This is a genomic window from Siccibacter colletis, assembly GCF_000696575.1.
Lineage (GTDB): Bacteria > Pseudomonadota > Gammaproteobacteria > Enterobacterales > Enterobacteriaceae > Siccibacter > Siccibacter colletis.
On the sequence record NZ_JMSQ01000004.1, the window covers coordinates 164,328 to 188,501 of the forward strand.

Here is a 24,174-nt window from a genome sequence, read left to right on the forward strand (position 1 = left end):
CTGAAGCCAGCATACTTATAAACGTTGTCATTACAGTCTTTGTTTTTAGATAGATGCATGAATGAATAATGACAGAACTCTGTTGACAATCCTTCTTACAACCTTTTACAGCCTTCCCGCTTTTTCAGGATTATAAAAAGCATGAATATATTGATTTTTTTAGTGAAATTTAAGAATACGCCAATGCGCCTGTGTTTCACTTTTATTTATCGCTGTAGTAACCTTCACAGGCTTTAAATTAATCTGAAAGTTAAAGCATTTGTATTAATGCAGGCAGGTATATTCCTGTTGTTTATATTTTCGATTTGATTATCAATATCTGTACATTGATAAACCTTAACCTCTGGCTCAGGCCATCTATTAAATGCATGTGCGTGAATCTACATTTCATTCGTTCATATCAGGGATAGTAGTCATGTTACAAGTTACTATTATTAGTAATAATGCTTATTTTAAATCAGGTCTACGTAACCTGCTGGCAGGAATGACCGGCGGCAATGATACAGGTGACACGTCGCCATTAAGCTTTTCCTTTCAGCATGATCCCTGTACCGTGCCGGATATAATATTTCGGGATTTTATGGTTACTATCAATATGACAAGCAGCAGGAGTTACCGTAACGTCCAGGCGCGGCAAGAGCGAGGACAGGTTATACATATTCCTTTTACCTGTCGAGGGCTTACGATAGAAGAGATAGCAATGAAGGTGCGTAAAATTTTCCTTGTGGCCAGCGCTGGCTATGGTGCGGCAACCCACACTGATTTCTACAAATCCGCGGGTCTTAAACGCTATTTACAGCTTTCCGTAACGGAAAACAATATCATGTTGCTTACCGGACAAGGCAACGATACCAGTGAAATCTCACGACTTTTGCATCGCTCCGAGCGTACGATTGGAACCCATTGTCGAAATGCGATCAAGAAAATGGGTATGGAAAATCGGCTGGAATTTTACAAGTACGCCTCTTGTCTTGCTAAATATGGAGAAGGCAATGGTATTACCCTATGTATATAAAAAAGGGCCTGAGCGGCCCTTTTTTTAGCGAGGAAGGGTAGTTTGTGGATCAAAGCTATTTATCACCTGAACGTAATGCTTGCGCTGATACTCGCTGAATTCATCATCGGCTCGTAGCGTAAAAATAAGAAGTCCGCGCTGTACAGGGTTAACATCGCTGTGCCACGGTAAGCGAATAATGGACTGCACCTGACGAATGGTTTTTCCATCCTGCAGAAAATTATTTGCGATTTGAATAACCGGGAGCCTTGCCGGGCCTATTTCATGCGTCAGCATTTTACCCTCGGGTTTGAAACCGGGCAGCTGATTGCGCTGGACGTCGATTTGCTGTTCACACCAGGCATCGGGCGTCTGATCCTCCTCTAACAAGGCTCGATTAATCAGGATCTGATATTCATTGTCGTCCGGATCTTTGAACATAAGTATGTTTACGGTCCTGTCAATGACCGGTGCCTCTGTAATAAATGAACCTTCAAATAAAGCATAGGCTGCCAGGTTTTTTTCCATGTAATACGCTCTCCGTGTTATCAATGACGGCTATTTCACTATAAATATCTCAACCCGTCGGTTCTTTGCCCGCTCTGTTTTACTCTCGTTGTTGGCAAGGGGATGCCGGGCTCCGGCACCATAGAGAGTAAAACGTGCGGCTGGCAATCCGCTGTGATTGACCAGCCAGTCCCGTACGTTCCGGGCTCGTGCTTCGGACAACATGTTGTTCTGTTCTTCGCTGCCCGTGTTATCTGAGTAACCAACAATGACGATACGCGCTGCGTCGTCGCGGCGTAACGGCAGCGAGAGTGAGGCCAGCGTTTTTTCCTGCCCGGGGGGCAGCGTGGCGCTGGAGGAAGCAAACGGCGAAATTATCCCCGCTGCGGCGCGTCCGATGATGTATGACTCAGGATGAAGCTGCAGCGCGATTTCACGCTCAAGCGTTTCACAGTGATGCAGATGGGGCCAAAGTCGGTTTGCCACATGGCACGATGTGAGTTGCCGTTTTTCTTGCTCCAGGGCGGTATAAAGATGCGCTTTTTCCTGCACGCCGGACTCACCGGTTACTGACAACCCATTCATGAGCTGAGCAATTTGCCATGCGCGCAAGGCTGCTTCGCCGCTGACCGTCATTAACCCCAGAGCACAAATCAGGATAGCGGCAAACGCGCTTTTATAACCGACGGAGAGGCCCGGCGGGTCTACCCGGGTTATTTTCGTCGTGCGATAAATCGACGGCGGTTCTGGTAGTGGCGGTGTAGGGAGCGATGCGGCCAGACCCGGTAAGAGCCCATAGTTTTGTTCACACCATGACGACCATGCGCCGTGGCGGATAAATCCGCTGCCATAATCGGCCAGCAATACGCCATTAAGCCTGAGCGGCAGTGTGGAAAACAGCGTATCCAGCGCATGGTGCAATCTGGCATCCTTCATCCAGTCGTGTAATCCCGAGGCAATAGCGTACCGGCGGAGCGCATGGTGATTACCCCCCGGGCAGGCAATGTTCGCCAGCGCCGCGGTCAGCGCTTCGCAAAAGCCATATTGTGGAGCATCTGCCGCCGGAAAGCCGCTGCTCCATATTGCCACGTCAGGGTCCTGTGCATGCCGCTCTGCGCTCATTTGTCCATACAGTGCAAACGTGCAGGGTAGCGGTTTATCAAGTGAAAGCGAGGCGAACGTATTTTTCCACATGGTTATTTGTGAATACGTCAGCGCGGACGTTGCGTGAGCATCAGGCATCAACGGGAAAAAACTCAGAGGGATGACTTCAGGGTGCTGGCTCTCGAGCCGGTGCAGATGGCGCGTTAATTCAGCGGGGCTGGATACCAGAAACCATGCTTTGCCCCTCACAAATTGAATGCCATCATTTTCCAGCGCGCCGGAAAACCAGGTTTTTGCCCAGGGTCCTAAAATAAAAACCACACTTTCACGCGTTTCATCACTGGTCGTGGTGGTAATCACGGGCTGCCGGCGCGCCAGATAGTTACGCCGAAGCAGTAACGCACCGCTTAATGCGCCTGTCGACCACGGTAAAAAAGCGGTCAGCGGATGGGTATAACGCAGGGTGCATGCAAACAGGGCGATGAGAAACGTAGACCACAGCAGCAGGGCACAGGCGGGATGTTTTAAAACAGACATTGATAAAGTGCTTCCAGAGAATGAGAGCAGCAGACCCACAGTGTGGCCAGTAAGCCAGTTAACAGCGTGAAATCGATAATTACATGAGCCGATAACGGGATTCGGGACGAAAGCATTTCAGTTTGCACCGTCTCGCTGAGAAGAGCATGTTGCGGTGCTGGTGCGGCGTTGCGCAATGAATGCGTAGTCAGCAGTGTTTCAAACGCGGATTTATGTGCACAAGCCGAAGAGAGCAGTAACAGTATCCCGGATGCATAGTTCCGCATGGTGTCATGGGTGCTATCGAATAGCTGCGCAAGCGCCGCGAGTTGTGCCTCTGTATCGCATCGGTCAGAGAAAAAACACGGCTCCAGGGCGTAATGTTTCCAGGTCAGCCAGCTGCGCGTAAGTTGCCGTTCGATAGTGCTGTCCAGCCAGATACATACGAGTCTGGAGAGCGTCTTTGCTTCTTCTGCTGGTATGCCTTCATCAGCCAGCGCACGCGTGAACGTATGCAGGTAATCAATCAGTTGCGACTGAAGATCTGACAGCGAAGGGATAACGGCATCCAGCTGCAGCAGCGTATCGATAGCGATAAGTCTGTTAAAGACGAAAGCGCTCGTCACCACATTTTCTCCACGGTTTTTCCCCAGCCCTGCCGTTGGGTATAAGAACAAACTCTGACAACGGCAGGTTTTAGTGAAGGGGGCGTAGTGAAAGTCAGTTCTATTTCGTAGACATTTTTCTTGTCGCTAAAGCGTTGCGCCATCTCCTGCGGTGTGAAAGTTTTTTTCTCCAGCAGCGTATTATTTTCGCTATAAACACCGATGTGCCACCACCCGTCGTTATCGATATCAGCCATGATTTCATCAATGGTAAAGGTTATTTTTCGCTTATTAGGATGGACGCGTTGTGTAAGCCACATCTCTTTACTAAAACTCTCGCCAGGAAAATAGCTTACCCGCTCACGGCCAATAACGTCCGGCATGACAGTCTGCGATAAAAAATGGACGCCGAGTCGTTGTTCAAAATCCGCCAGGGTTCGGATATCGCCATGACCGTAGCAGCCTAAATCGTAGGGCGAGGCGTCTATGCCTAATACTGAGCGTACCCGCTTTTTAGATATTTTATCGCGTTCCCACCAGGCAAGATCGACGCTACCAGTTTTTTTTGCATCGTTAGTATGATCGCTCCATATTTTACTGGCATCGCTGCGCTGGTAATAATGCCAGAGCAATATTTTATTAGGTGTATAAATGTCATAGCCATGGGTAAAGGCTCGCGCCGCCATGGCAATCTCTTCTCCCGCAAAGAAAATATCTGGGTCGTTAGGCACATCGCGTACAAAACTGCCGGGTGCGAAAATGAAACCTCCAGCCAGATAACCACAGCGGGCAGGTTTATCGCTTTTTAGTGGTGTTGAACTCAGCATCGGAATTCCATCTGCAGAAAACTCCCGAAATACCAGCCGGCTGATAAACTGCGTGCGTTTACTTTCATCTTCAGGATCGTAGGCGGGGGGATAGGTGGATAATACTGGTGACGTACCGTCAGCCTGTAGTTCACGAAGCATGGCTATAGCTTCACGGTCCCAGTCAGGCGCAAAACGGCAGTGAGAATCAATTTGTAAAAACCACGCCTCATTACGATATAACCGCTCCGCCATATGGCGAGCCCAGCAAGCCCCCTTACTTTCATAATAATGCAAGCTGATCACGCTAATACGCGCATCACGGTATTCAAAAAAAGAGACGTCATAACTCTCAATTTTCTCCGTGTGCAGAAGTTTCATACCGAAGTCAATGAAGGGTGAAACATCACTGTCATGCTGACAACATATTGCAATATGCAGCGCAGCGGGATTTGCCGCATGGGCAATCATGTCCCGCAGGGTAGGTATCAGTTCCGGATCGCGATAGCTGGCGATACTGACAAAAATCGAGTCTGGCTGTGGTGTAACGACGTTATGGATAGGCATAATAATCAACGTAGCTGCAAAATGATTTCAGCCCGGGCGGTAAAATCACCGTCGGTCGGATGAGAGCTCCCTGTCGGAATTAATATCGCGGTCCAGTTAAACTGGGCTGGGATCATACTGGCTTTATTACTGATATTTTCGCTGGATGAGCCATCCACTTTCATATCCTGACCCTGTGCATTGCGAATTTTTATCCCCATACGATCGTCATGCCCACCCGCATCCATCACTTTTATATAGCTGTTATCAGATGACGGCGTGCTGGTGGTCAGCGTTGCGCTGGCCGAGTAATAACCGTAATCGGTGCGACAATTAATTTCGAAAGGCAGCGGACGCTGTATACCCTCTGTGGTTAACGTATTCGACGTTACGGTACCGAAATCTACCGTCTGTGAAGGCGTGTAAATGCATGAAGGGGTACTAATGACGGTGATTCGCCCGATATTTAATTGCTGGGTATATTGCGCAGGTGAATTATTAACCAGCCAGTTATACGCTATTTCACCCGCAGGCAATGCCTGCTCGCCATCAGGGTTTGTAAGCATAAGCGAATCCGCGGTTTTAAAAAATTGCACCCGGAAAAAAGAGGCTGATGGATAAATAAATCTGCCGACGTTCGCGCCGTCAGAAGGCGTGTAAGTCTGATTTGATGGATACTGTCCAAAAGCTCCGCCATTGTTCCATAACAGTTTTATACCGATGCCATCAATATTGGTTTTATAAATTCGAGTACTGGAGTCCTGCCCAGATAACCCGTAAGCGCTTTTACCATATGGGGTGCCTTTATGGCAGTCGATATACTCCTGATTATAGCCTTGTACCGGGCTATCAAATTGTGCAATGGGATTAACAGTATCAGCAGGCAGGCTGGCATCGATGGTTATCAGCGCTGCAGGGATATTGGCAATCCACGGCCCGCCTGGGCTGGCAGGGTCTAAATCACACTCTGCCTGTACGTTTGCTGCCAGGGAATACAACACGGCCATCATAATTATTGTTTTATGCATGTCAGTTTACTCCTTGTCGTTCTCTAATTGAGAAACCATATCCGTAGGGATAACGCGTATTAATTCGGCAAAGCTTTTTCCCGCCGTTTTCTCAGCAAAATCGAGCAGCAGTATGATTGGGCTGCTGGGTTCTACCGCGCGAAACCAGGCGCGAACTTCTCGCAGACGCGCCAGCGCATCATCTCTGTTAACGGGTACTGATCTCGATGGGACTGGGGCACTGGCGACGGGCATTGTGTCTGCCCGTTCGATAACAGCAGCGGCAGTTTCTGAGGTAGCTTCTGGCTCAACCATCGACAGCACGCTGGGCGCGGGTGATAAGTGTTCGTCGCAGGTTGAATGAATACTCTGTTGGGAGAACAGCGCCAGTATTTGCGCCAGTCGATCGAAATCGGGTGCGATATCATCAGGCAACGTGCTCAACAGCTGTCGGAGCATGCCTAACTCGTCCTGGGCGAAGCTAAACGCGGCGATGTCATTACACCAATTTTCTTGCCACTCCTGGCGAAGCGCCGCAATAGCCGCTTCAGGCAGGGCGCTGCCATCCCGGGGACCGATACAGGCCTTTTCAAACTCTCTGACGTTGACCGATAGCCCGGAGCGGGTTGGTAACGGAAGATTGCGAACATCAGCGATAAATCCTTCGCTGTCATTGAGCTCTGAAAACGCATTGGCACGCATCAGGGGTTCATAGTCGCCTTCGTCCATCAACTGAGGGTGAAGATCGTCAGGCCAGGTCTGCAACAGCATGTTCAGCATATTGAGCCCTGCGGCGAGTTCAACGGCACCATGCTGCCGCATACGGCAGCGGATCAACGTGATGATAAGCCTTACATCCAGGGACTTAAGCAGCAGCGTCCGGCAGTCTCGCTCAACCTCGCTCCAGTTGATGGGTTCAGCTGCTTCGATAAAGTCACCATACTCGGCTTCCATTCGAGGCTGTAGTCGGGATTGCAACAGTAAAAATGCGGGATCATACTCAAGACTTTCCCCGCACGGTGCAGAACCACAGAAGCTGTTTAAGATTGTCTGATAATAGGGCGACAGGTTGTTGTTTTGGTTATTCACTGGCGTTTCCTTACTATTTATTAGCGCGCCGATTCCATTGGGCCTGCTGATAGGGCATTGCTACAGGCTGAGTTCCGGTTCGAAACTCATACCAGATACGGGTTCGTCAGATGTCTCTCTGGCAAGCCAGGTGGCATATCCCAACTGATGTGAACCGTTTAGCGTTGCTTCTGGCACTTCGTCGGAGGCCAGAATGAGTTTTACGTCCCAGGCATATTCAAATCCGACAAAGTTTCTTACCCATTCACGAAGTACGGGAAGATCTTGTCCCCATACACTAAAACGCATGTACTGCTTCAGGGTTAACGGCCCCAAAATGAGCCTGAATTTATGTTGTTTATCCTTAACGGTATTACCAAGAATCGCCGTCTCACCCAGCGTCAGTGAGGTTTCGTTGTTTCCGAGTTCCGATTGATCGACTGCATCAAGGAATATCCACTGTGGTGAAAACTCCTCAATGATGACCGGAATACCAAAGTAGTAATGAAGTGCACCAGATAGCCCTTCAGGGTTACGCGACTCCCTTACCAGATGGGCCGACGAAGCCAGGCGAGCATGACCAGGTAAGGGGCTGGTGCTGTACTCCTCAGGATTCAGCCCGACAAGATTCGCTACGTAACGCGAAAAGCGTTCATCATCCAGCCGGTCAAGCGATGCGGTATCCTGCGCTACAAACCATGCTCTGTATAAATGCGATAAGGAGCGATGATGAAAAATATTAAGAAAATCAATCAGCGTCTGATCGTGAAGCTCTGAGCGAGTATAAGCCTGCTCTGTCATATGAAGCGGCATCGCACCCTGAGGGCCCCACACACCCAGGCCGAACAGCATGATATTAATTTTGTCCTGTTCGAGGCTTAACTGAGCCACCTCGCGGGGAGGAAATACCATATGCGCCTGCTGACCGATTCGGAAACATTCTTGCTCCGGTAAGCTTGCTCTCCCCGGCGGTGGGAACGCTGGCGTTCTGGCAGCAATCATACGCATCATGCTGATAAAACCTGTACGCCAGGGTTCGCTCTTGAAGCACCACGGGGGCATCTCACCAGATGAGATGTCATACGGAAAAACTCGCCCTTTCATTAAGCTGCCCCTCGCCTTCCCGGGCGTGCTTGCCATGTGCCAATAATCCCGCGCTGCATAGAGCGCAGTTCCATCTCGGTGAAAACGTTGATTGAGGCATGCCTGGCAATATAATTTTCCATAATGAGTCCAAACAAATAAGGACTTATGCCAGAGAAGCACTCTTCGTCAACTGTGAGCTCACAGCGAATGCCGCGACCATAGATCAATAAACCGTCCCCCGGCAGGCGACGCACAACTGGTGCTGTTTTACACCCTACCAGCCCGCTGATTTGCCGATTGGAATCTTGATCGGCGGTATCAACAAATAAGCGCAACATACTCCGTAGCGCCTCGCCGCCGGGTTTATGTTCAATATGCGACAGAGGTTGATAGTTGAAATTGAGTTGTCGTATTAGCCGCCACGCTGCTTCGCCAGCGGCAAACGGCGCGCGAGGCGCACCCGGCAAACAAATGAAGGTTGCGCCTGACAGAGGCGCAGCATCCGACGTCGTCAGATCCACGCCGCTGCTATGGGCAATCAGCTGGGGTAAATCCCGATTGGAAACCATCGCATCTACTGAAAGGTAACGAATATGATCGCTGTAGGGTGCTTCCAGTTGATCCACCAGTGAGATAAAAACTTCGGTGCCTGTGTAAGGCGTCCGGGTCTGGTATTTTCGCTGATTTTTATCCTTAACGCGGGGTTTACGGGTGAGCGAAAAATAACGCCCATAATTCCCATTATCTTCCTGGCGCGTTTGGAAAAGCGGGTTGAATACAATTTCTTCGCTGCTTTCGGCCTGTTGGCCTCTTACTTTTTCAATAGAATAGACTTCGTAATCAAGAGGCCTGCTGCGGTCGGGAACCACATGGAATTCATTCAGCGCCCGATTGATTTCAATTTTATCAAGGCGTCTGGGAAAAAGATTAATTGCTGGCGTACAAAATAGGGAAAAGCGAGAAGCATCAACGTGCCCAACAAGTTCCGGCGTGAGATGATCAAGTAGTATAATCACTTCAGCTTCATTACTGTTATTTTTACTTAATCCCTTCTTGAGTTGAGTAAGGGTGAAAAAATAGAAGCGCTGACGGCAGGCAAAGTATTCATGAACTAGATTATGTCCATGGAAAATATTCCATGATACCGGCAGCAGGCTTTGTGAAGGGTCCACGCCTTCGAACATCAATGGCGTTTTATTGATGACGACATCCTGTGACGAGCCCTCTTTACCTGAACGAATTATCATTGCGATCGTGTGCGCGTGTATTAGCTCAAATATATGCGAAACGATGCGTTCATCGCCATGTATATAGACTGGCAACCGGTCAAAGTCTGCTAACTGAGCAAACACTAAATCTCCCGGCACTTTGAGCCTGATACGTAATGCGCCTTTCAGTGTGCTTTGTTTAATTCGCCACGGTTCCATTGCCGGAATATCCGGTGGAGATGAAGTCAGGCGTGCATCAATAATTTCCAACGGCCATAACGTCACGTCCTGACCCGTGCGAAACTCGCAGCGTGTTGCTTCGCCAGGCGAGATTCGGGACCAGAATGCGCTGCCTTTACGAACATTATACCCTTGCGTGAGGTCCCCTTGCTTTACGTCCGGATGAAGCTTGATTACGCCTATTGAAGGTGTAGGGGAATTATATCCAGGATAAATTACATCAAGCAGGCGTTGCGTGAAGTGCGGAAACTCAGCATCCAGTTTTAACTGAGTACGTGCAGACATGAAGCAAAACGCTTCAATCAGCCGCTCTACATACGGATCGGCGACTTCAATACCATGCATGCCCAAACGCCCCGCGATCTTAGGGTGTTTTTCAGCGAACTCACCTGCCATTTCGCGCATAAATGTGAGTTCTTTATTGTAATAATCCAGGAAGGTCTGATTCATTTTACTACCTTATTAGCCTGCTTAAATCAAATTGATATATATTTTGTAATTATATTTTGTTGTGTTATACCAACTGAAAGATGATCTTTGAAAATAGCGTTATCCCACTTATTACTGGCTACTATCTCATCCATGTTTAGCGTTTTCAAATTATCAAACTAATTATACGTCCCGATTTTAGTTGTTTTCTTTTCCTTTCAATGCCTTCCGGTGCTCTCTTTTGTGGATTAACGGAAATATCATCGATCATTATTCTTAATATTTGTTGGGGTAAATGATTAGGCTTTTGTTTCAGTTTGTTTGTCGCTACTCTTCACCCTGATCGCTTATGGCTGAAATAGATTTTTTGATTGATTTCTCATTTTAAAAAGGACGCTCAGGTACGCGCATGGCTATTACAAGGAAAAATTTGTTTGGTAAGCTTAATACCACGCTCTTCAGAAGTATTGAGAGTGCTACTGCGCTGTGTAAACTCAAAGGAAATCCCTATGTTGAGCTCGTCCATTGGTTTAATCAGTTATGGAATCAGGAACAAAATAACGACTTTAAACTTATCATTTCCTGGTTTCATATTGATAGCAACACACTTGAGCGAGAACTGGTTGGGGCGCTTACACGCCTGCCCGGCGGCGCAAATGAAATCGTCGATTTCTCCTGGCAAATTGAACAGGTAATAGAACGCGCATGGATTTATGCAAGTCTTCAGTGCGAAGAGTCACGTATCCGTAGCGGACAGCTTATTCTTGCGATACTTGAGAATCCGGAATTGCGTCGCGCAATGCTTTCCATCGCACCATCGTTAGACCGCATTACGCTTGATACGCTCGACCGCGAATTTTCATCCATAACAGCTTCATCACCTGAAGTTTTCGAGACCGCGCAGGAAAATGGCCTCGCCCCAGGTGAGTCAATTAAGGCGATCTCAGTCCACCAGAGTGGAAACCTGGCAAACTATTCAACCGATCTGACAGCGATGGCGCGGGAAGGAAAAATCGATCCGGTTCTGGGGCGCGATCGCGAAATTAGCACCATGATCGATATTTTGCTGCGCCGTCGTCAAAACAACCCGTTATTAACTGGCGAAGCGGGGGTGGGTAAAACTGCTGTAGTTGAAGGGCTTGCGCTGGCCATTATTGCGGGCAATGTGCCTCCAGCCCTTGCTCAGGTACGTTTGCTGGCACTGGACATTGTCGCTCTGGCTGCCGGGGCCAGTATGAAAGGCGAATTTGAGGCGCGCCTGAAATCGGTACTTGAAGAAGCCTGTTCGTCTAAAGATCCGATTGTACTGTTTATTGATGAGGTGCATACCTTGATCGGCGCTGGCGGAGCAAACGGTACTGGTGATGCGGCTAATCTTTTGAAACCCATGCTGGCGCGCGGTCAGTTGCGGACGATTGGCGCCACAACCTGGAGCGAGTTTAAACGGCATATCGAAAAAGATCCGGCTCTGACGCGCCGCTTCCAGGTTCTTCAGGTCGACGAGCCTGTTGAAGAGACTGCCGCCGCCATGTTACGCGGTCTTGTCCCTGTGCTTGAACGTCATCATGGCGTCTGGATTATGGATGAAGCCCTTCAGGCGGCGGTGCGTTTATCACACCGTTATATACCGGCGCGTCAGTTGCCTGATAAAGCAATTAGCCTTCTCGACACAGCTTGTGCGCGTGTATCAGCGGCGCAACATGCGCTACCGGCAGCCTTACAAGATATGAAGTTCCGAATGGAAACTATCCAGAACGAGCTGTCTTTGCTGGAAAAAGCACAGCAATTTGGGAAGGAAAATGTGTCACGCAGCACGTTGCTTCGACAGCAACTTGCTGATTACCAGTGCGAAGCTGAGGCGCTTGAGAGCCGTTGGCAGCAAGAAAATGTATTAGTGCAGCAACTCATCACAACGCGTAATACGCTCTACGAAGCGATTCATAATGAAGCTGAGAATCATAAATCTGTTACAGGTTTAAAAGAGGATCTCTCTCGAGTCGAGGCGGAGCTTTTATCTTTACGGGGAGAGCAAACGCTGGTGCAGGCTGAGGTTAATGCTGACGTCATAGCAGGTATTGTGGCGGACTGGACCGGAATTCCGGTTGGACAGATGCTTAAAGATGACGTTCGTGCAGTGATGGAACTCCCGCAGCGTCTGGCGGCTCGCGTTATCGGACAAAATCATGCGCTGAGCCAGATAGGCGAAAGCATTATGGTGGCGCGCGCAGGTCTGGGGGATCCACAAAAGCCAATCGGCGTATTTATGTTGGTCGGTCCTTCAGGCATAGGTAAAACGGAAACCGCTCTGGCTATTGCAGAAAGTCTGTACGGTGGTGAGCAAAATCTTATCACCATTAATATGAGTGAATATCAGGAAGCGCATACGGTCTCTTCTTTAAAAGGCTCGCCGCCGGGCTATGTGGGTTATGGTGAAGGAGGCGTTTTGACCGAAGCCGTACGTCGCAAACCTTATAGCGTCGTGCTTCTTGATGAGATTGAAAAAGCGCATCCTGATGTACATGAGTTATTTTATCAAGTCTTTGATAAAGGCTGGATGGAAGATGGCGAAGGGCGTTATATAGATTTTAAAAATACCATCATCCTGTTAACAAGTAATACGGGAAGTGAGCTCCTGAGTAGTGCCTGGAGTGATGAAAATGCCATACCGGATGAGGCAAAGATAAACGAGGCCTTACAGGCTGAACTTATGACAGTTTTCCCTGCGGCATTTATGGGAAGAGTGAGTGTTATTCCCTATAAGCCGTTGGATACGACCTCATTGAAAAGTATCGTCGCGCTGCATCTAAATCGATTAGGTAAGCGACTCTACGATCATTATAAAGTGACCTTTGAGTATTCAGAGAACATCGTATTACATATCATTGAACATGCTCCTGTTGCTGAAACCGGCGTAAGAACACTCGTGCGCTATATTGAAAAAAACATCATGCCGCAATTAGGTGCTTTTATTCTTAAGCAAAATGAATTACTTTCTGATAAAAAATTAAATGTTGGGCTGGATGCAAAAAAGAATTTGCGATTACGCTTAGTTTAAGGGGAGTCGCAAAATTAGCAGTGATTAACTAGCACTTTGGGAAAACAGTAAATCGGTAAGATTTACTGATATAAACTATACGACATTCTAAGGAATAGATGTTATGTCAAAAATGAAAGTTGCTGTGTGCGCCATCGCTTTATCTCTTGCTTCTGTAAGCGTCAACGCAGCAGATGTCGTTGGGCAGGGTACTGTCACCTTCAATGGTAAACTCATTGATGAAACCTGCGTTATCGAGGATGGTTTTAAAGATATCATCGTTCAGTTGCCGACTCTTTCTACAAAAACACTGAATGCTGCAGGGGTTGAAGCGGGTTCAAAATCTTTTCAGATTAAAGTGAAAGATTGCCCGGCGGCCATCACTCAGGTAGCCGCCCATTTTGAAGTATTAAACAGCGAGTACGATGCATCCACTGGTAACCTGATCAACCAGTTAGAAGTTGACGATCCAGATAACTCTGCGACGAAGGTTCAGGTTCGTCTGTACAATACCGATTCAACTCAAATCCGTATCGGTTCAACAGGTAAACCGTTCCCGGTTGATAGTACGACTCAGGCTGCAACAATGGAATATCTGGGTGGTTACTATGCCACTGCACAAGCTACTGCAGGCGATGTGAAAGCACAGGTTACTTATACCCTGGCGTATCCATAAGGATCATGCCCCGCTAAATAATAGCGGGGCATACATTCATAACGTAGTTCGTATATTTAACTGGTGTGTATTTAACACATGTTAATTAAGGCGCTGTTTATGTCGACTAGCAAAATTGCTGTAGCAGTATTATCAGTAATGTTATCATTTTCAGTGTCTGCTGCGATGACAATCAGCGGTACGCGTATCATTTTTCCCGGCGGGCAGAAAGAAGTTAGCGTCAGAACGAACAATAAAGGTGATCATCCGCCGCTGGTGCAAGTATGGGTTGATGATGGGAAATCCACAGGCGATGTGAATAATATGAAGGTACCATTCATAGTCACGCCGCCGATTTATCGTGTTGAACCGGGTAAAGGCCAGACGGTCCGTGTTATTTATAATGGCATGCCGCTTCCACAGGATCGTGAATCGCTCTACTGGTTCAATATGCTAGAAATACCTCCTGTCCAGGCCATTAACTCGGAAAATAAAAATCGGCTCGAACTGGCATTCCGTACACGTATAAAAATAATATATCGCCCCTCATCATTGGGATACAGTGGCGTAGGGAAGTTGGATAATGTTGCCTGGCAACTTATCGATAATCCACAGTACGGTCGCGGCGTAAAAGTGAGTAATCCTACCGCATATTATATGAATTTTGACGGCGGTGAATTTAAAGCAAATGGCAAGATATGGAAGATCGATCTTGATATGCTTGCCCCTCTCGAAACCAAAGAGTTTTATGCGAAACCCGCTATGCCAGCTGGCAGCCCGGTCAGCGATGCGACTTTCAGGATCATAAATGATTACGGGGCGGCAATGGTTCGAGAACTAAAAAGCGCATCGTCAAATACCCTGAAGCTTAGCGCGAATAATAAATAGTCATGCGCTGATTAACACTGGCGGCATAAGGAAGTTGTCGCTTTCTGCATCGTACTTGCAGCGGTATTGTCAGGAAGGAAACGAAAATTGAATCGCTTCAATAAAACTGATAAAGAAATAATAAATTATAATCACCTGCTATTTTTTCCGAAACGTCCATCCAGGCGCTTTGCATGTACAGTTTTTTATTCTTTTTTATTAATTCAGCGGGGCTGGGCAGTATCTCCGGAATATAGAGACAATGGCCAGTCACCAGCGGATGTGGAATATAATGCAGGGTTTGTTCATGGCTCAGGCATTGATGTTAGCCAATATGAAAAGGGCAATCTGGTAACGCCAGGAGTTCATACCGTCACTGCTATTGTTAATGGCGATAATAGAGGCAAACATGATATTAATTTTGTTACTGAAGGAGACAGCCAAAGCGGTATTGCGTGCTTCTCTAAAGATGATCTTACAGCGCTGGGTATCAAGCTGACTCAAAAAGGCCAGAAAAATAAAGAAAACGCGCAGAACGAGCCGTGTGCTCGTCTGGATTCGCTTATTTCTGACGCCAGGGTAGTTTATAACGACGGCGATCTGGAACTTAATATTATTATACCTCAGGCCAATATGGTTGCGGTTCCTCGCGGCTATATCGACCCAAAGCGGTGGGAGTCCGGGGAAACCGCCGGGTTTATTGACTATAACGCTAATATCTATAACGCCAGCTCAGACGCTCAAAAGGAGAATTACAGCGGTAATATAGGTTTACTGATGGGATTCAATGCAGGTGAGTGGCGTTTACGTAAACGCATCAATAGTAGCTGGATTAAAGGCGACGACAGACGTACACAAAGCCTGCTGGGTTATGCCGAACGAGATATAACTGCTATGCGTAGCCGTCTCACGATCGGTGATACCAACACGCCCGGCGAACTCTTTGACAGCTATGGTCTTCGTGGGGCTCAGCTGCAGTCTGACGATCGCATGCTGCCTGAGGGGCTACGTAATTATGTCCCTGTTTTACAAGGCACAGCAGAAACGAACGCACGGGTGACGGTTACTCAGCACGGCCAAAAAGTGTATGAAACTGTCGTCCCGCCGGGCCCCTTTAGGCTGGATGATGTCGGTGCCATGGGGTATGGCGGCGACATGGAAATGACCATTACCGAGGCCGATGGCAGGCAGCGCGTACAGACTATTCCTTTTTCAGCACCACCGATGCTGTTACACGAAGGCATATCCCGTTTCAGTGTGTCTGTCGGCGAGTTGCACGACGATACGGTGCGTGAAAAAGCAAAGATACTACAGGGCGTGTATCACTACGGTATCGGGAATAATTATACCGTCTATGCCGGTATGCAAATCGCAGAACATTATAAATCGGCTGCGGTGGGTAATGCCATTAACACTCCATTTGGGGGTGTTTCATTTGATATCACCCATGCGGAGAGTGAATTAAGCACGGGTAAAACTGCGTCAGGTAATAGCATCAGTGTGGGTTATACAAAATATCTGAATCAAACAGATACCAATATGACATTGGCTGCTTATCGCTACTCCTCAGAAGGGTTTTATACCTTCAGAGACGCAACCCTTGAGCGTTACGGGAATAATCTTGATGAAGATAACCTCGCGGTTGACTATCGCACTAAGCAACGGTTTACCGCAAATTTATCCCAGCAACTGTGGGCTAACAGCTCGCTGGCATTATCAGCCAGCCTGTATGACTACTGGGATTCGCGAGAGACTGGCAAACAGTATTCCGTCACCTTCAATAAAGCGCAGCGTTATTTTTCCTGGTCGTTAACGGCCATGCGTAGTGACGACGGTGAGGGCGAGTACGACGACAGCATCATGCTAGGGCTTAATATCCCGATTGGTGATTCACTAACGTCACAACCATTGTTCAGTTCTATTTATTCTACCGTCAGTCATGATTCTGATGGGCGGGATACGTTCCAGCTCAACGCGAACGGAAGCCAGGGCGAGCAGAGTGAATTAACGTATGGCATCGGTACGGCAGCGTCCGGGATTCATGGCTCGGATGGGCAGGAGACGCTTTCGGGCAATATGAATTACCGTACGCCGGTTGGCCAGTTCGGCATAACCGCATCGGCAAATAATACGTCGTCACGTCAGGTATCACTTTCCGCCAATGGCAGTCTGGTTGCGCACCGCGGGGGAATTACTGCCGGCTCACAGCTGGGCGATTTCCCCTTTGCCATTATTCACGCAGAAGGGGCCGAAGGGGCTGCCGTCATGAATGGTTACGGAACGCATATCGACGGTAACGGGTACGCCATCATGCCATCTCTGACGCCGTATCGTGAAAATACGGTAATGGTGGATACCAAAGGTTTGCCGTCTGACGTGGACGTGATGGAGAACCAGAAAGTCGTTGTGCCTCGTATGGGGTCAGCGATTGGCGTAAAAATGGAAACGCTGGTCGGCAAACCGGTCATTATCATCGCGCGAAATGAGCAGCATGCGTTTTTACCCATCGGCACGCCGCTGGTTGATGATAAAAACATCCCCCAAAGCGTAATCGGCCAGGGGGGGATGGCATTCATTCGCGGCTGGGACCCGCTATCACAGTCACTGTTTGCTGTACTGAACGGCGGGCGTACACGGTGCCGTTTAGTGAACAGTAGTACGCGCCCTTCGTTGATGAGCGCTGAAAGCAGCACTATTGAACAGCGGGAGATGACATGTATCCAGTAATGCAAAGTGTGCAGGCGTGCTGCCTGCTGCTGGCGGGTGCGGTGGGGTTATGCTCCGTTGCCAGCGCTGAATCCTGTTCGGGGACAAATTGTAAGGTCGAGGTGCTGTTCAAAGGAACCTATCTGGAGGATACCTGTGACGTTGTGATCAACAATGGCTCATCATCGGAAAAAGTCGCGCTGCCGGTACTCTCCACGGCTACGCTGAAGTCCGATGGCGCAGAAGCGGGCAGCGTAACGTTTACTATTCTTTTGAAAGGATGTCCGACAGCAAAAACTATTTCGTTATGGTTTGCCAGTACTGATGCAGACAGTACAACTGGCAATCTTGTTAATGCTACAGGCGCTGAATACAGTAGCAATGTCCAGGTGCGTTTACGTAATGCAGCGGGAGCGCAAATGATAGTAAACGATCGAAATAGCACTCAGGATTATATTATTCCGTCGGCTGGCGGCGATATTGCGCATGACTATCAGGCAATGTATTACGCTAAGGGGGCTGCGGCCGTTACCCCTGGATTAGTGAGTTCTCTGGCAAGTATTAATTTGACGTATCGTTAATGGCGGCTTTTAGTATTTCTCTCTGAAATATTTATTCAGAGGAATATTTGTTCACAGTATCTTCAACTTCCTGACGATACTGTGAATTTTTAAATTACACAGTGAAAAGGACCATCATGGCTGTTAATAAACGTAGTTCGCAAAAGTTTATTGCACGAAACCGTGCACCTCGCGTCCAGATTGAGTACGACGTAGAAATCTACGGCTCTGAAAAAAAGGTCGAGCTGCCTTTTATTATGGGGGTCATGGCTGACCTGTCTGGTAAACCCCTTGAGCCACTTCCCAGCGTAGCTGACAGAAAGTTCCTTGATATTGATATCGACAATTTCGATGAACGAATGAAAGCGATGAAACCACGCGCTGCCTTTGCCGTGCCTAATACATTGACGGGTGAAGGGCAGCTAATGGTCGATATGACGTTCGAAAGCATGGATGATTTTTCCCCGGACGTTATCGCCACCAAAGTGGATGCGCTGGCAAGTTTACTGGAAGCGAGAACCCAACTTGCCAACCTGCAAACTTATATGGACGGCAAAGCGGGTGCAGAAGAACTGGTTATGAAACTGCTTCAGGATAAAGCTCTGCTTAATACGCTTGCATCTGCGCCGAAGGCTATTCAACAAGCCGCTGATACCTCAGATGAAGAATAATTAAGAAGAGAATAACCATGTCTACTGCTCAAACTATTAAAGAACAAGCGGCGCTTGCTGTAGCTGAACATAACGACTTTCACTCCCTGCTTTCCCGGGAGTTCAAAGTTAAGACCGATGAAACCAGAACGGCCGTTGAAGGGGCGGTGAAAACGCTTGCCGAACAGGCTCTGGCAAATACCGTTACGATCTCTGAAGATGCTTATAAGAGCATCGCTGCTATCATTGCGGAAATCGATCGTAAATTAACCGAGCAAATAAACCTCATCCTGCATCATCGTGAATTTCAGTCGCTGGAAAGCGCCTGGCGCGGGCTGAATTATCTGGTTACCAATACCGAGACCGATGAAAAGCTTAAGCTGCGTTTTATGGATATTTCCAAAAACGAGCTGCGCCGCAATATGAAGCGCTACAAAGGCGTGGCATGGGATCAGAGTCCGCTGTTTAAAAAGGTCTACGAAGAGGAATATGGTCAGTTGGGTGGTGAGCCTTATGGTTGCCTCGTGGCCGATTACTACTTCGATCACACCGCACCGGATGTCGATCTGTTGTCATCTATTGCGAAAGTCGCGGCGTCCGCACACGTTCCTTTTATCACTGGTGCTGCCCCCAGCGTTCTGCAGATGGACTCCTGGCAAGAACTCTCTAATCCTCGCGATTTGACCAAGATTTTTACCCAAAACCTGGAGTATGCGGCCTGGAACTCCCTGCGTCAGTCCGAAGATTCCCGCTACATTGGGCTTGCCATGCCTCGTTTCCTGGCGCGTTTGCCGTATGGCGTGCGTACGAATCCGGTCGATGCTTTTGATTTTGAAGAAACCACGGATGGCGCCGACCATAACAAATACGTCTGGTCTAACGCCGCCTATGCCATGGCAGCAAATATCAACCGCTCTTTCAAAGAGTATGGCTGGTGCACCCTGATCCGCGGGGTAGAGAGCGGAGGCGTTGTTGAAGGGTTGCCATCCCATACTTTCCCGACCGATGACGGCGGGGTGGATATGAAATGCCCGACAGAAATCGCTATCTCCGATCGCCGTGAGGCGGAGCTGGCCAAGAATGGCTTTATTCCGCTCATTCATCGTAAAAATACCGATTACGCGGCCTTTATTGGTGCGCAGTCACTGCAAAAACCGACTGAGTACTACGATGCCGATGCAACGGCGAATGCGAACTTATCCGCACGACTACCCTATCTGTTCGCCTGTTCACGTTTCGCGCACTACCTTAAGTGCATCGTACGCGACAAGATCGGCTCTTTTAAAGAGCGCGATGAGATGCAGCGCTGGCTCAACGACTGGGTAATGAACTATGTGGACGGTGACCCGGCGAATTCAACGCTGGAAACCAAAGCGCGTCGTCCACTTGCAGCCGCAGAGGTGGTTGTAGAGGATGTGGAAGGCAATCCGGGTTACTACCAGGCGAAGTTCTTCCTGCGCCCGCATTTCCAGCTTGAAGGGCTGACCGTTTCGCTGCGTATGGTCGCCAAACTGCCATCGCTTAAAGAAGCGTAATAACGAATAGCGAGCTGTCAGACGAGGTCCTTTCGGACGTCGTTTGGATAGCCATGTGTTTGTAATAGCAGTATTACAAATGGGAAAGGATTAGCCGAATAATATCCTTATTCGCTTTTCCTCTATTTATGTGGTTGTCAACTGAACACCAAATTAGTGCTTAAGAGGATTTTATGGCACAAGATATGTTTATTAAAATTGATGGCATCGAAGGGGAGTCTTTAGATGCCACTCATAAAAATGAAATTCAGGTTCTGAGTTGGAAATGGGATGTTTCACAACATTCTAATATGCACAGCGGTTCCGGCGGCGGCTCTGGTCGTGCCACCGTTGAGGACTTTATTTTCGTTCACTATACGGATAAAGCGAGCCCGAATCTGCTTAATTACTGTCTGACCGGTAAGCATATCAAGAATATTCAGTTCGTGATCCGTAAAGCAGGTGGCGATCCGCTGGAATATTTAATCATCAAATTCACCGATGTCATTATTACCCATGTCGGTATGCAAGGCTCGCTTGAAGATGAAGCGCGCCCGCGCGAGCAGGTGCGTTTCTCCTTTACGAAGATGACGCAGGACTACGTTATGCAGAATGCTGAAGGGCATAAAGCAGGCGTTATTTCTGCTACTTATGATGTTAAAGCTAACCTGCACGGTTAATAAATAACGTCTGAAGCGCTTCCGTTTCGCGCATGCTGACGGGAGCGCTACTCAGGCTCTATCACGCAATGGATGGTGCGCTCAGCTGGCCTCGCATTGCGGATGGCGCTTCTGCGCATGGAGAATATCGATATATGGAAATAAGAGTAAGGCGTAGCTGCCTGGCTTTTAACTACTGTCAAATTTTAACTCTGGCCATTTTTTTATCCTCCTGCCATTCCGTTGAGCCGCAGGAGAAAAATAAGGTTGATATTACGCTTGTCGCCGACAAGAAAGTTAACCCGAATGAAAAAGGGCAGCCTAGCCCGGTTGGTATTCGTATTTATGAATTAACAGGTACTGACGCTTTTGCGATGAGTGACTATTTCACTATTACAGACGGAAGCGATCCCGAGTTGCTTACGCAAATTAAAAAAGTGTCCGACGTAATGATTAAACCGGGCGAAAAACGCGAGCTGGAAATAACGCCCGCGGCAGATGCCGTGGCGCTGGGTATTGTGGCGGCATATCGGGATATTAATCATGCGCAAGCCGTAACGGCCTGGCCTGTCAATCGCAATGATGAACGTGCCTGGTATAGCCGGTGGTTTACACCTCCCTCGCCGGCATTACAGGTAGATATCGGATCGTTAGCTCTCTCTGTCAAGGAAGTGGAATAAGCCGTGAGAACAAATAAAGTTATCTGGAGTGAAGGATTATTTCTGCGCCCGCAGCTTTTCCAGCAGCAGGAGCGCTATTTTGAATATTTTGCCCATAAGCGCGCAGCGACAATCACTCCGTTTTTCTGGGGCTTTGCTCAATATGAAATCGATCAGGAGGCGCTTGCCTACGGCAAACTGGTGTTGCGCTCTGGTCGGGGCGTACTGCCTGACGGGACACCTTTCGATTTTCCCGGTCATGCCGAAAGCCCGGAACCCTTAACCATTACTCCTGAACACCTTGGTCAGGTTATCTGTCTTGCTGTGCCGCTGCGGCTGGACAACAGCGACGAGACGATTTTTGATCCCTGGGACACGCGTTCACTGGCCCGTTTTTGCGCGTTTGAAGATGAGATCACCGATACCAACGCGATCCGTCAGGGACCAAAACCGGTTCAGCTGGCGCAGCTTCGCCTGTGTCTGGTGTGCGAACGGGAGATGACGGAATCCTGGATCGGTTTGCCGCTGACCCGGGTTCGCGCACTGCAGCCAGATGGCAGCGTGCTGCTGCATCAGGACGATTTCATTCCGCCCGTCACCGGTTACGCAGCCAGCCCGCTGCTTGCCGAATGGCTGACGCATCTTAGCGGACTGGTAAAAATCCGCGCCGGGATGCTGGCGGGGCATCTGACCGGCAGTACCGGCAAGGCCAGTGCCAGCGCAGAAATCGTCGATTATCTGCTGCTGCAAATTTTTAATAAGTACGAACCCATTCTCAATCATTTGCGCACCATTCCTGAGATGCCGCCGATTGTGCTCTATCAGGAGTTGGCCAAATTTGCCGGCGAGCTGTCCACCTTTCTGCGTACCCAGACCCGTCGCCCAAAAGCGGCACCGGGTTACGATCATGCGCGGCTTTATCCATCGATTCGCCCGCTGGTGGAGGAGATTCACGATCTGCTCAATCAGATTCTGGTACGCGCCGGACAGGTGATTCCGCTGTATGAAAAAGGGCACGGTATCTGGTCCGCCTCAGTAATGCCGCACGAGCTGCGTTCCTTCTCGAACCTGGTGCTGGCGGTGAACGCGCAGCTTCACGCTGACGTACTGCAGCAGCAGTTTTTCGCCCAGGTCAAAATCAGCGCGCCGCAGCAACTGCAGGATCTGGTTCGCTCGCATCTGCCCGGACTGCTGCTGCAAAGTTTGCCGGTGCCGCCGCGACAGATCCCGTATAGCGCCGGGTACGTTTACTTTGAATTGCAAAAAAACGGAACCTTCTGGGAGCACATCGCTGCCACCGGCGCGATTGCACTTCACGTAGCCGGAGATTTCCCGGGCTTGCGCATGGAAATGTGGGGGATCCGTGAGTAATGAGTGACGTCCCGATGACCGATTCACCGATCTCACCAGCGTCAGACCTGACGCCGCAGGACGATGACAGTCTCCAGGCGCTGGGTAAATTTCTGATGAGTGAGTCGCAAAGTTTTTCCTCCGCTACGTCACCCACGACGTCGGCAGCGACCACGCCTGAGGCAGAGATATTCGCCGGTGCCGGGCAGGAAGTTATCGTTAAAACCGAAAGCGTGCGGCAACGGGTTAATGCGGTGGCGGCTGCGGCGATGCCGCTGCTGGAAGCTGCCCAGCCCTTGCTGCGGGCTCTGAGTGAAATGCCGGAGTCGGTAAGTTCACCCGCTCATGCCGGCGTGCTGAAGCGGACCCTGATCAATGAGATCAATCTCTTCAGCGTCGTGTGTGATGAAACCAACATCCCGTGGAAAAAAATGGCCATTGTGCGCTATTGCCTCTGTACCGCTCTGGACGAGGCAGCGCATGCAACGCCATGGGGGATCGCCTGCGCCTGGTCACGCAGCAATCTGCTAAACCATTTCGAAGGTGATAACGACGGCGGTAATAAATTTTTCCTGTTGGTTGGTCGTCTGTCGGTGAACCCGCATGACTATGCCGACGTGCTGGAGATCATGCTGCGTATCCTGGGGTTAGGCCTCGAAGGACGCTACAGCATTATTGAAAACGGCGAGCGGCAGCTCACTAAAATCCGGCAGCAGTTGCTCACGTTGCTGCAAAGTACCCGTGACTCCGTGCCGGCTGCGCTCTCACCGCATGCCCGCGTTCAGCGTGAGGGCGGCAAGCGGCTGCGCTATGCGCTCCCGGTGCGTGTTACCGCCCTGTTTGCCGCGTTGCTGGTCGCCGGAACGTTTATCACCGCCAGTTATCTGCTTGCGTCGCGTGAAAGCGTGGCCCGGTTGCGTATCGATGCGCTGAGCGAATTGCGGGGTTTTGCGCTTCCGCCAGCCCAGCGTTTGCGGCTAGCCATTTTGCTGAAAGAAGAGATTCGACAGGGACTGGTCTCGGTGGATGAGAGCACCAGCCGGAGCAAAGTGATTTTCCATAGCGATGCAATGTTCCCGGTCGGTTCGGCCAGAGTCCGCCCGGAGATGATGGGCATCCTGAAACGGGTGGCAGAGGAAATACGGCGGGTCAACGGGCGCGTAGCCATTGTCGGCCATACCGATTCGCTGCCTATTCATAAACCCGGTATCGCGAATAACCAAATCCTCTCTGAAATGCGCGCAGCGGACGTAGCAAACGTGCTGAAAGCACAAGGGGTGCCCGCATCTTATATACGCGTGGAAGGTATGGGCGATCGCCAGCCTGTTAGCCAGAACGATGATGCCCAGGGACGTGCGTCGAACCGGCGCGTTGAAATTTTCGTGACCTACAAATGAGTGCCTT

General features: G+C 49.3%; 20 protein-coding genes. 12 read left to right on the forward strand and 8 right to left on the reverse strand.

Features of this window, described 5'->3' with window-relative positions; translation table 11 throughout:
* Nucleotides 1-415: 415 nt before the first annotated feature.
* Nucleotides 416-1,015, forward strand: coding sequence for a helix-turn-helix domain-containing protein (locus ET34_RS0104200; RefSeq protein WP_051640462.1), 600 nt, complete (start codon nt 416-418; stop codon nt 1,013-1,015).
* A 24-nt stretch (nt 1,016-1,039) separates the two neighbouring features.
* Here the strand turns inward: ET34_RS0104200 and ET34_RS0104205 are convergent, their stop codons facing one another.
* The 8 genes from ET34_RS0104205 to tssF are packed head-to-tail and all read right to left on the reverse strand — an operon-like array spanning nt 1,040 to nt 10,137.
* Complete coding sequence (locus tag ET34_RS0104205; protein ID WP_031519737.1) at nt 1,040-1,522, reverse strand: DcrB-related protein; 483 nt, start codon at nt 1,520-1,522, stop codon at nt 1,040-1,042.
* Nucleotides 1,523-1,552: 30 nt separating this feature from the next.
* Nucleotides 1,553-3,142 (reverse strand): OmpA family protein, encoded by a 1,590-nt coding sequence (locus ET34_RS0104210; RefSeq protein ID WP_031519739.1) that lies wholly within the window; start codon nt 3,140-3,142, stop codon nt 1,553-1,555.
* Complete coding sequence (locus ET34_RS0104215; protein WP_031519740.1) at nt 3,130-3,750, reverse strand: DotU family type IV/VI secretion system protein; 621 nt, start codon at nt 3,748-3,750, stop codon at nt 3,130-3,132. Before ET34_RS0104215 ends, ET34_RS0104210 begins: the two co-directional genes overlap by 13 nt.
* Nucleotides 3,744-5,099, reverse strand: a complete 1,356-nt coding sequence (locus ET34_RS0104220; protein WP_051640463.1) for a GlcNAc-transferase family protein — start codon at nt 5,097-5,099, stop codon at nt 3,744-3,746. The genes ET34_RS0104215 and ET34_RS0104220 overlap by 7 nt, the downstream gene beginning before the upstream one ends.
* Before the next feature lie 5 nt (nt 5,100-5,104).
* The gene (locus tag ET34_RS0104225; protein ID WP_031519744.1) at nt 5,105-6,106 is read right to left on the reverse strand and encodes a fimbrial protein; all 1,002 of its coding nucleotides are present in this window, start codon (nt 6,104-6,106) and stop codon (nt 5,105-5,107) included.
* Nucleotides 6,107-6,112: 6 nt separating this feature from the next.
* The gene (locus ET34_RS0104230) at nt 6,113-7,174 is read right to left on the reverse strand and encodes a type VI secretion system protein TssA (RefSeq protein ID WP_031519746.1); all 1,062 of its coding nucleotides are present in this window, start codon (nt 7,172-7,174) and stop codon (nt 6,113-6,115) included.
* Between the two features lie 60 nt (nt 7,175-7,234).
* A complete protein-coding gene (gene tssG, locus ET34_RS0104235; RefSeq protein WP_051640464.1) occupies nt 7,235-8,257 on the reverse strand; it encodes a type VI secretion system baseplate subunit TssG in 1,023 nt (340 codons plus the stop codon).
* On the reverse strand, nt 8,257-10,137 hold the full coding sequence (tssF, locus tag ET34_RS0104240) for a type VI secretion system baseplate subunit TssF (RefSeq protein ID WP_031519749.1): 1,881 nt from the start codon (nt 10,135-10,137) through the stop codon (nt 8,257-8,259). The genes tssG and tssF overlap by 1 nt, the downstream gene beginning before the upstream one ends.
* 388 nt (nt 10,138-10,525) lie before the next feature.
* Between tssF and tssH the strand changes: the two genes are divergently transcribed.
* The 11 genes from tssH to tssL all read left to right on the forward strand — a co-directional run bounded on the left by tssH (nt 10,526) and on the right by tssL (nt 24,167).
* Complete coding sequence (tssH, locus tag ET34_RS0104245; RefSeq protein ID WP_031519751.1) at nt 10,526-13,171, forward strand: type VI secretion system ATPase TssH; 2,646 nt, start codon at nt 10,526-10,528, stop codon at nt 13,169-13,171.
* A 103-nt stretch (nt 13,172-13,274) separates the two neighbouring features.
* Nucleotides 13,275-13,826, forward strand: coding sequence for a fimbrial protein (locus ET34_RS0104250; protein WP_031519752.1), 552 nt, complete (start codon nt 13,275-13,277; stop codon nt 13,824-13,826).
* A gap of 99 nt (nt 13,827-13,925) precedes the next feature.
* Nucleotides 13,926-14,693 carry a fimbrial biogenesis chaperone gene (locus ET34_RS0104255; RefSeq protein WP_035890874.1) on the forward strand — a complete coding sequence of 256 codons (768 nt, stop codon included), beginning with the start codon at nt 13,926-13,928 and terminating at the stop codon, nt 14,691-14,693.
* Nucleotides 14,694-14,780: 87 nt separating this feature from the next.
* Nucleotides 14,781-17,399, forward strand: coding sequence for a fimbria/pilus outer membrane usher protein (locus ET34_RS21535; protein WP_236633813.1), 2,619 nt, complete (start codon nt 14,781-14,783; stop codon nt 17,397-17,399).
* Nucleotides 17,387-17,959 (forward strand): fimbrial protein, encoded by a 573-nt coding sequence (locus tag ET34_RS0104265; protein ID WP_031519758.1) that lies wholly within the window; start codon nt 17,387-17,389, stop codon nt 17,957-17,959. Before ET34_RS21535 ends, ET34_RS0104265 begins: the two co-directional genes overlap by 13 nt.
* A gap of 116 nt (nt 17,960-18,075) precedes the next feature.
* Nucleotides 18,076-18,609 (forward strand): type VI secretion system contractile sheath small subunit, encoded by a 534-nt coding sequence (gene tssB, locus ET34_RS0104270; RefSeq protein WP_031519760.1) that lies wholly within the window; start codon nt 18,076-18,078, stop codon nt 18,607-18,609.
* 17 nt (nt 18,610-18,626) lie between these two features.
* Nucleotides 18,627-20,123, forward strand: coding sequence for a type VI secretion system contractile sheath large subunit (gene tssC / locus ET34_RS0104275; protein WP_031519762.1), 1,497 nt, complete (start codon nt 18,627-18,629; stop codon nt 20,121-20,123).
* 173 nt (nt 20,124-20,296) lie between these two features.
* On the forward strand, nt 20,297-20,782 hold the full coding sequence (locus tag ET34_RS0104280; protein ID WP_031519764.1) for an Hcp family type VI secretion system effector: 486 nt from the start codon (nt 20,297-20,299) through the stop codon (nt 20,780-20,782).
* Nucleotides 20,783-20,850: 68 nt separating this feature from the next.
* Nucleotides 20,851-21,441 (forward strand): type VI secretion system lipoprotein TssJ, encoded by a 591-nt coding sequence (gene tssJ / locus ET34_RS0104285; protein ID WP_201770418.1) that lies wholly within the window; start codon nt 20,851-20,853, stop codon nt 21,439-21,441.
* A 3-nt stretch (nt 21,442-21,444) separates the two neighbouring features.
* Nucleotides 21,445-22,791, forward strand: coding sequence for a type VI secretion system baseplate subunit TssK (gene tssK, locus ET34_RS0104290; RefSeq protein ID WP_031519768.1), 1,347 nt, complete (start codon nt 21,445-21,447; stop codon nt 22,789-22,791).
* Nucleotides 22,791-24,167, forward strand: a complete 1,377-nt coding sequence (gene tssL, locus ET34_RS0104295; RefSeq protein WP_031519769.1) for a type VI secretion system protein TssL, long form — start codon at nt 22,791-22,793, stop codon at nt 24,165-24,167. Before tssK ends, tssL begins: the two co-directional genes overlap by 1 nt.
* Nucleotides 24,168-24,174 lie beyond the last annotated feature (7 nt).

What these genes read in the sequence shown, in the direction of transcription:
- ET34_RS0104225 (WP_031519744.1), bottom strand. Translation starts at nt 6,106, where the DNA reads ATGCATAAAACAATAATTATGATGGCCGTGTTGTATTCCCTGGCAGCA.
- tssH (WP_031519751.1), top strand. Translation starts at nt 10,526, where the DNA reads ATGGCTATTACAAGGAAAAATTTGTTTGGTAAGCTTAATACCACGCTC.
- tssC (WP_031519762.1), top strand. Translation starts at nt 18,627, where the DNA reads ATGTCTACTGCTCAAACTATTAAAGAACAAGCGGCGCTTGCTGTAGCT.
- tssB (WP_031519760.1), top strand. Translation starts at nt 18,076, where the DNA reads ATGGCTGTTAATAAACGTAGTTCGCAAAAGTTTATTGCACGAAACCGT.
- tssG (WP_051640464.1), bottom strand. Translation starts at nt 8,257, where the DNA reads ATGAAAGGGCGAGTTTTTCCGTATGACATCTCATCTGGTGAGATGCCC.
- tssF (WP_031519749.1), bottom strand. Translation starts at nt 10,137, where the DNA reads ATGAATCAGACCTTCCTGGATTATTACAATAAAGAACTCACATTTATG.
- ET34_RS0104280 (WP_031519764.1), top strand. Translation starts at nt 20,297, where the DNA reads ATGGCACAAGATATGTTTATTAAAATTGATGGCATCGAAGGGGAGTCT.
- tssL (WP_031519769.1), top strand. Translation starts at nt 22,791, where the DNA reads ATGAGTGACGTCCCGATGACCGATTCACCGATCTCACCAGCGTCAGAC.
- ET34_RS0104205 (WP_031519737.1), bottom strand. Translation starts at nt 1,522, where the DNA reads ATGGAAAAAAACCTGGCAGCCTATGCTTTATTTGAAGGTTCATTTATT.
- ET34_RS0104265 (WP_031519758.1), top strand. Translation starts at nt 17,387, where the DNA reads ATGTATCCAGTAATGCAAAGTGTGCAGGCGTGCTGCCTGCTGCTGGCG.
- ET34_RS0104200 (WP_051640462.1), top strand. Translation starts at nt 416, where the DNA reads ATGTTACAAGTTACTATTATTAGTAATAATGCTTATTTTAAATCAGGT.
- ET34_RS0104210 (WP_031519739.1), bottom strand. Translation starts at nt 3,142, where the DNA reads ATGTCTGTTTTAAAACATCCCGCCTGTGCCCTGCTGCTGTGGTCTACG.
- tssJ (WP_201770418.1), top strand. Translation starts at nt 20,851, where the DNA reads ATGGATGGTGCGCTCAGCTGGCCTCGCATTGCGGATGGCGCTTCTGCG.
- ET34_RS0104220 (WP_051640463.1), bottom strand. Translation starts at nt 5,099, where the DNA reads ATGCCTATCCATAACGTCGTTACACCACAGCCAGACTCGATTTTTGTC.
- ET34_RS0104255 (WP_035890874.1), top strand. Translation starts at nt 13,926, where the DNA reads ATGTCGACTAGCAAAATTGCTGTAGCAGTATTATCAGTAATGTTATCA.
- ET34_RS0104250 (WP_031519752.1), top strand. Translation starts at nt 13,275, where the DNA reads ATGTCAAAAATGAAAGTTGCTGTGTGCGCCATCGCTTTATCTCTTGCT.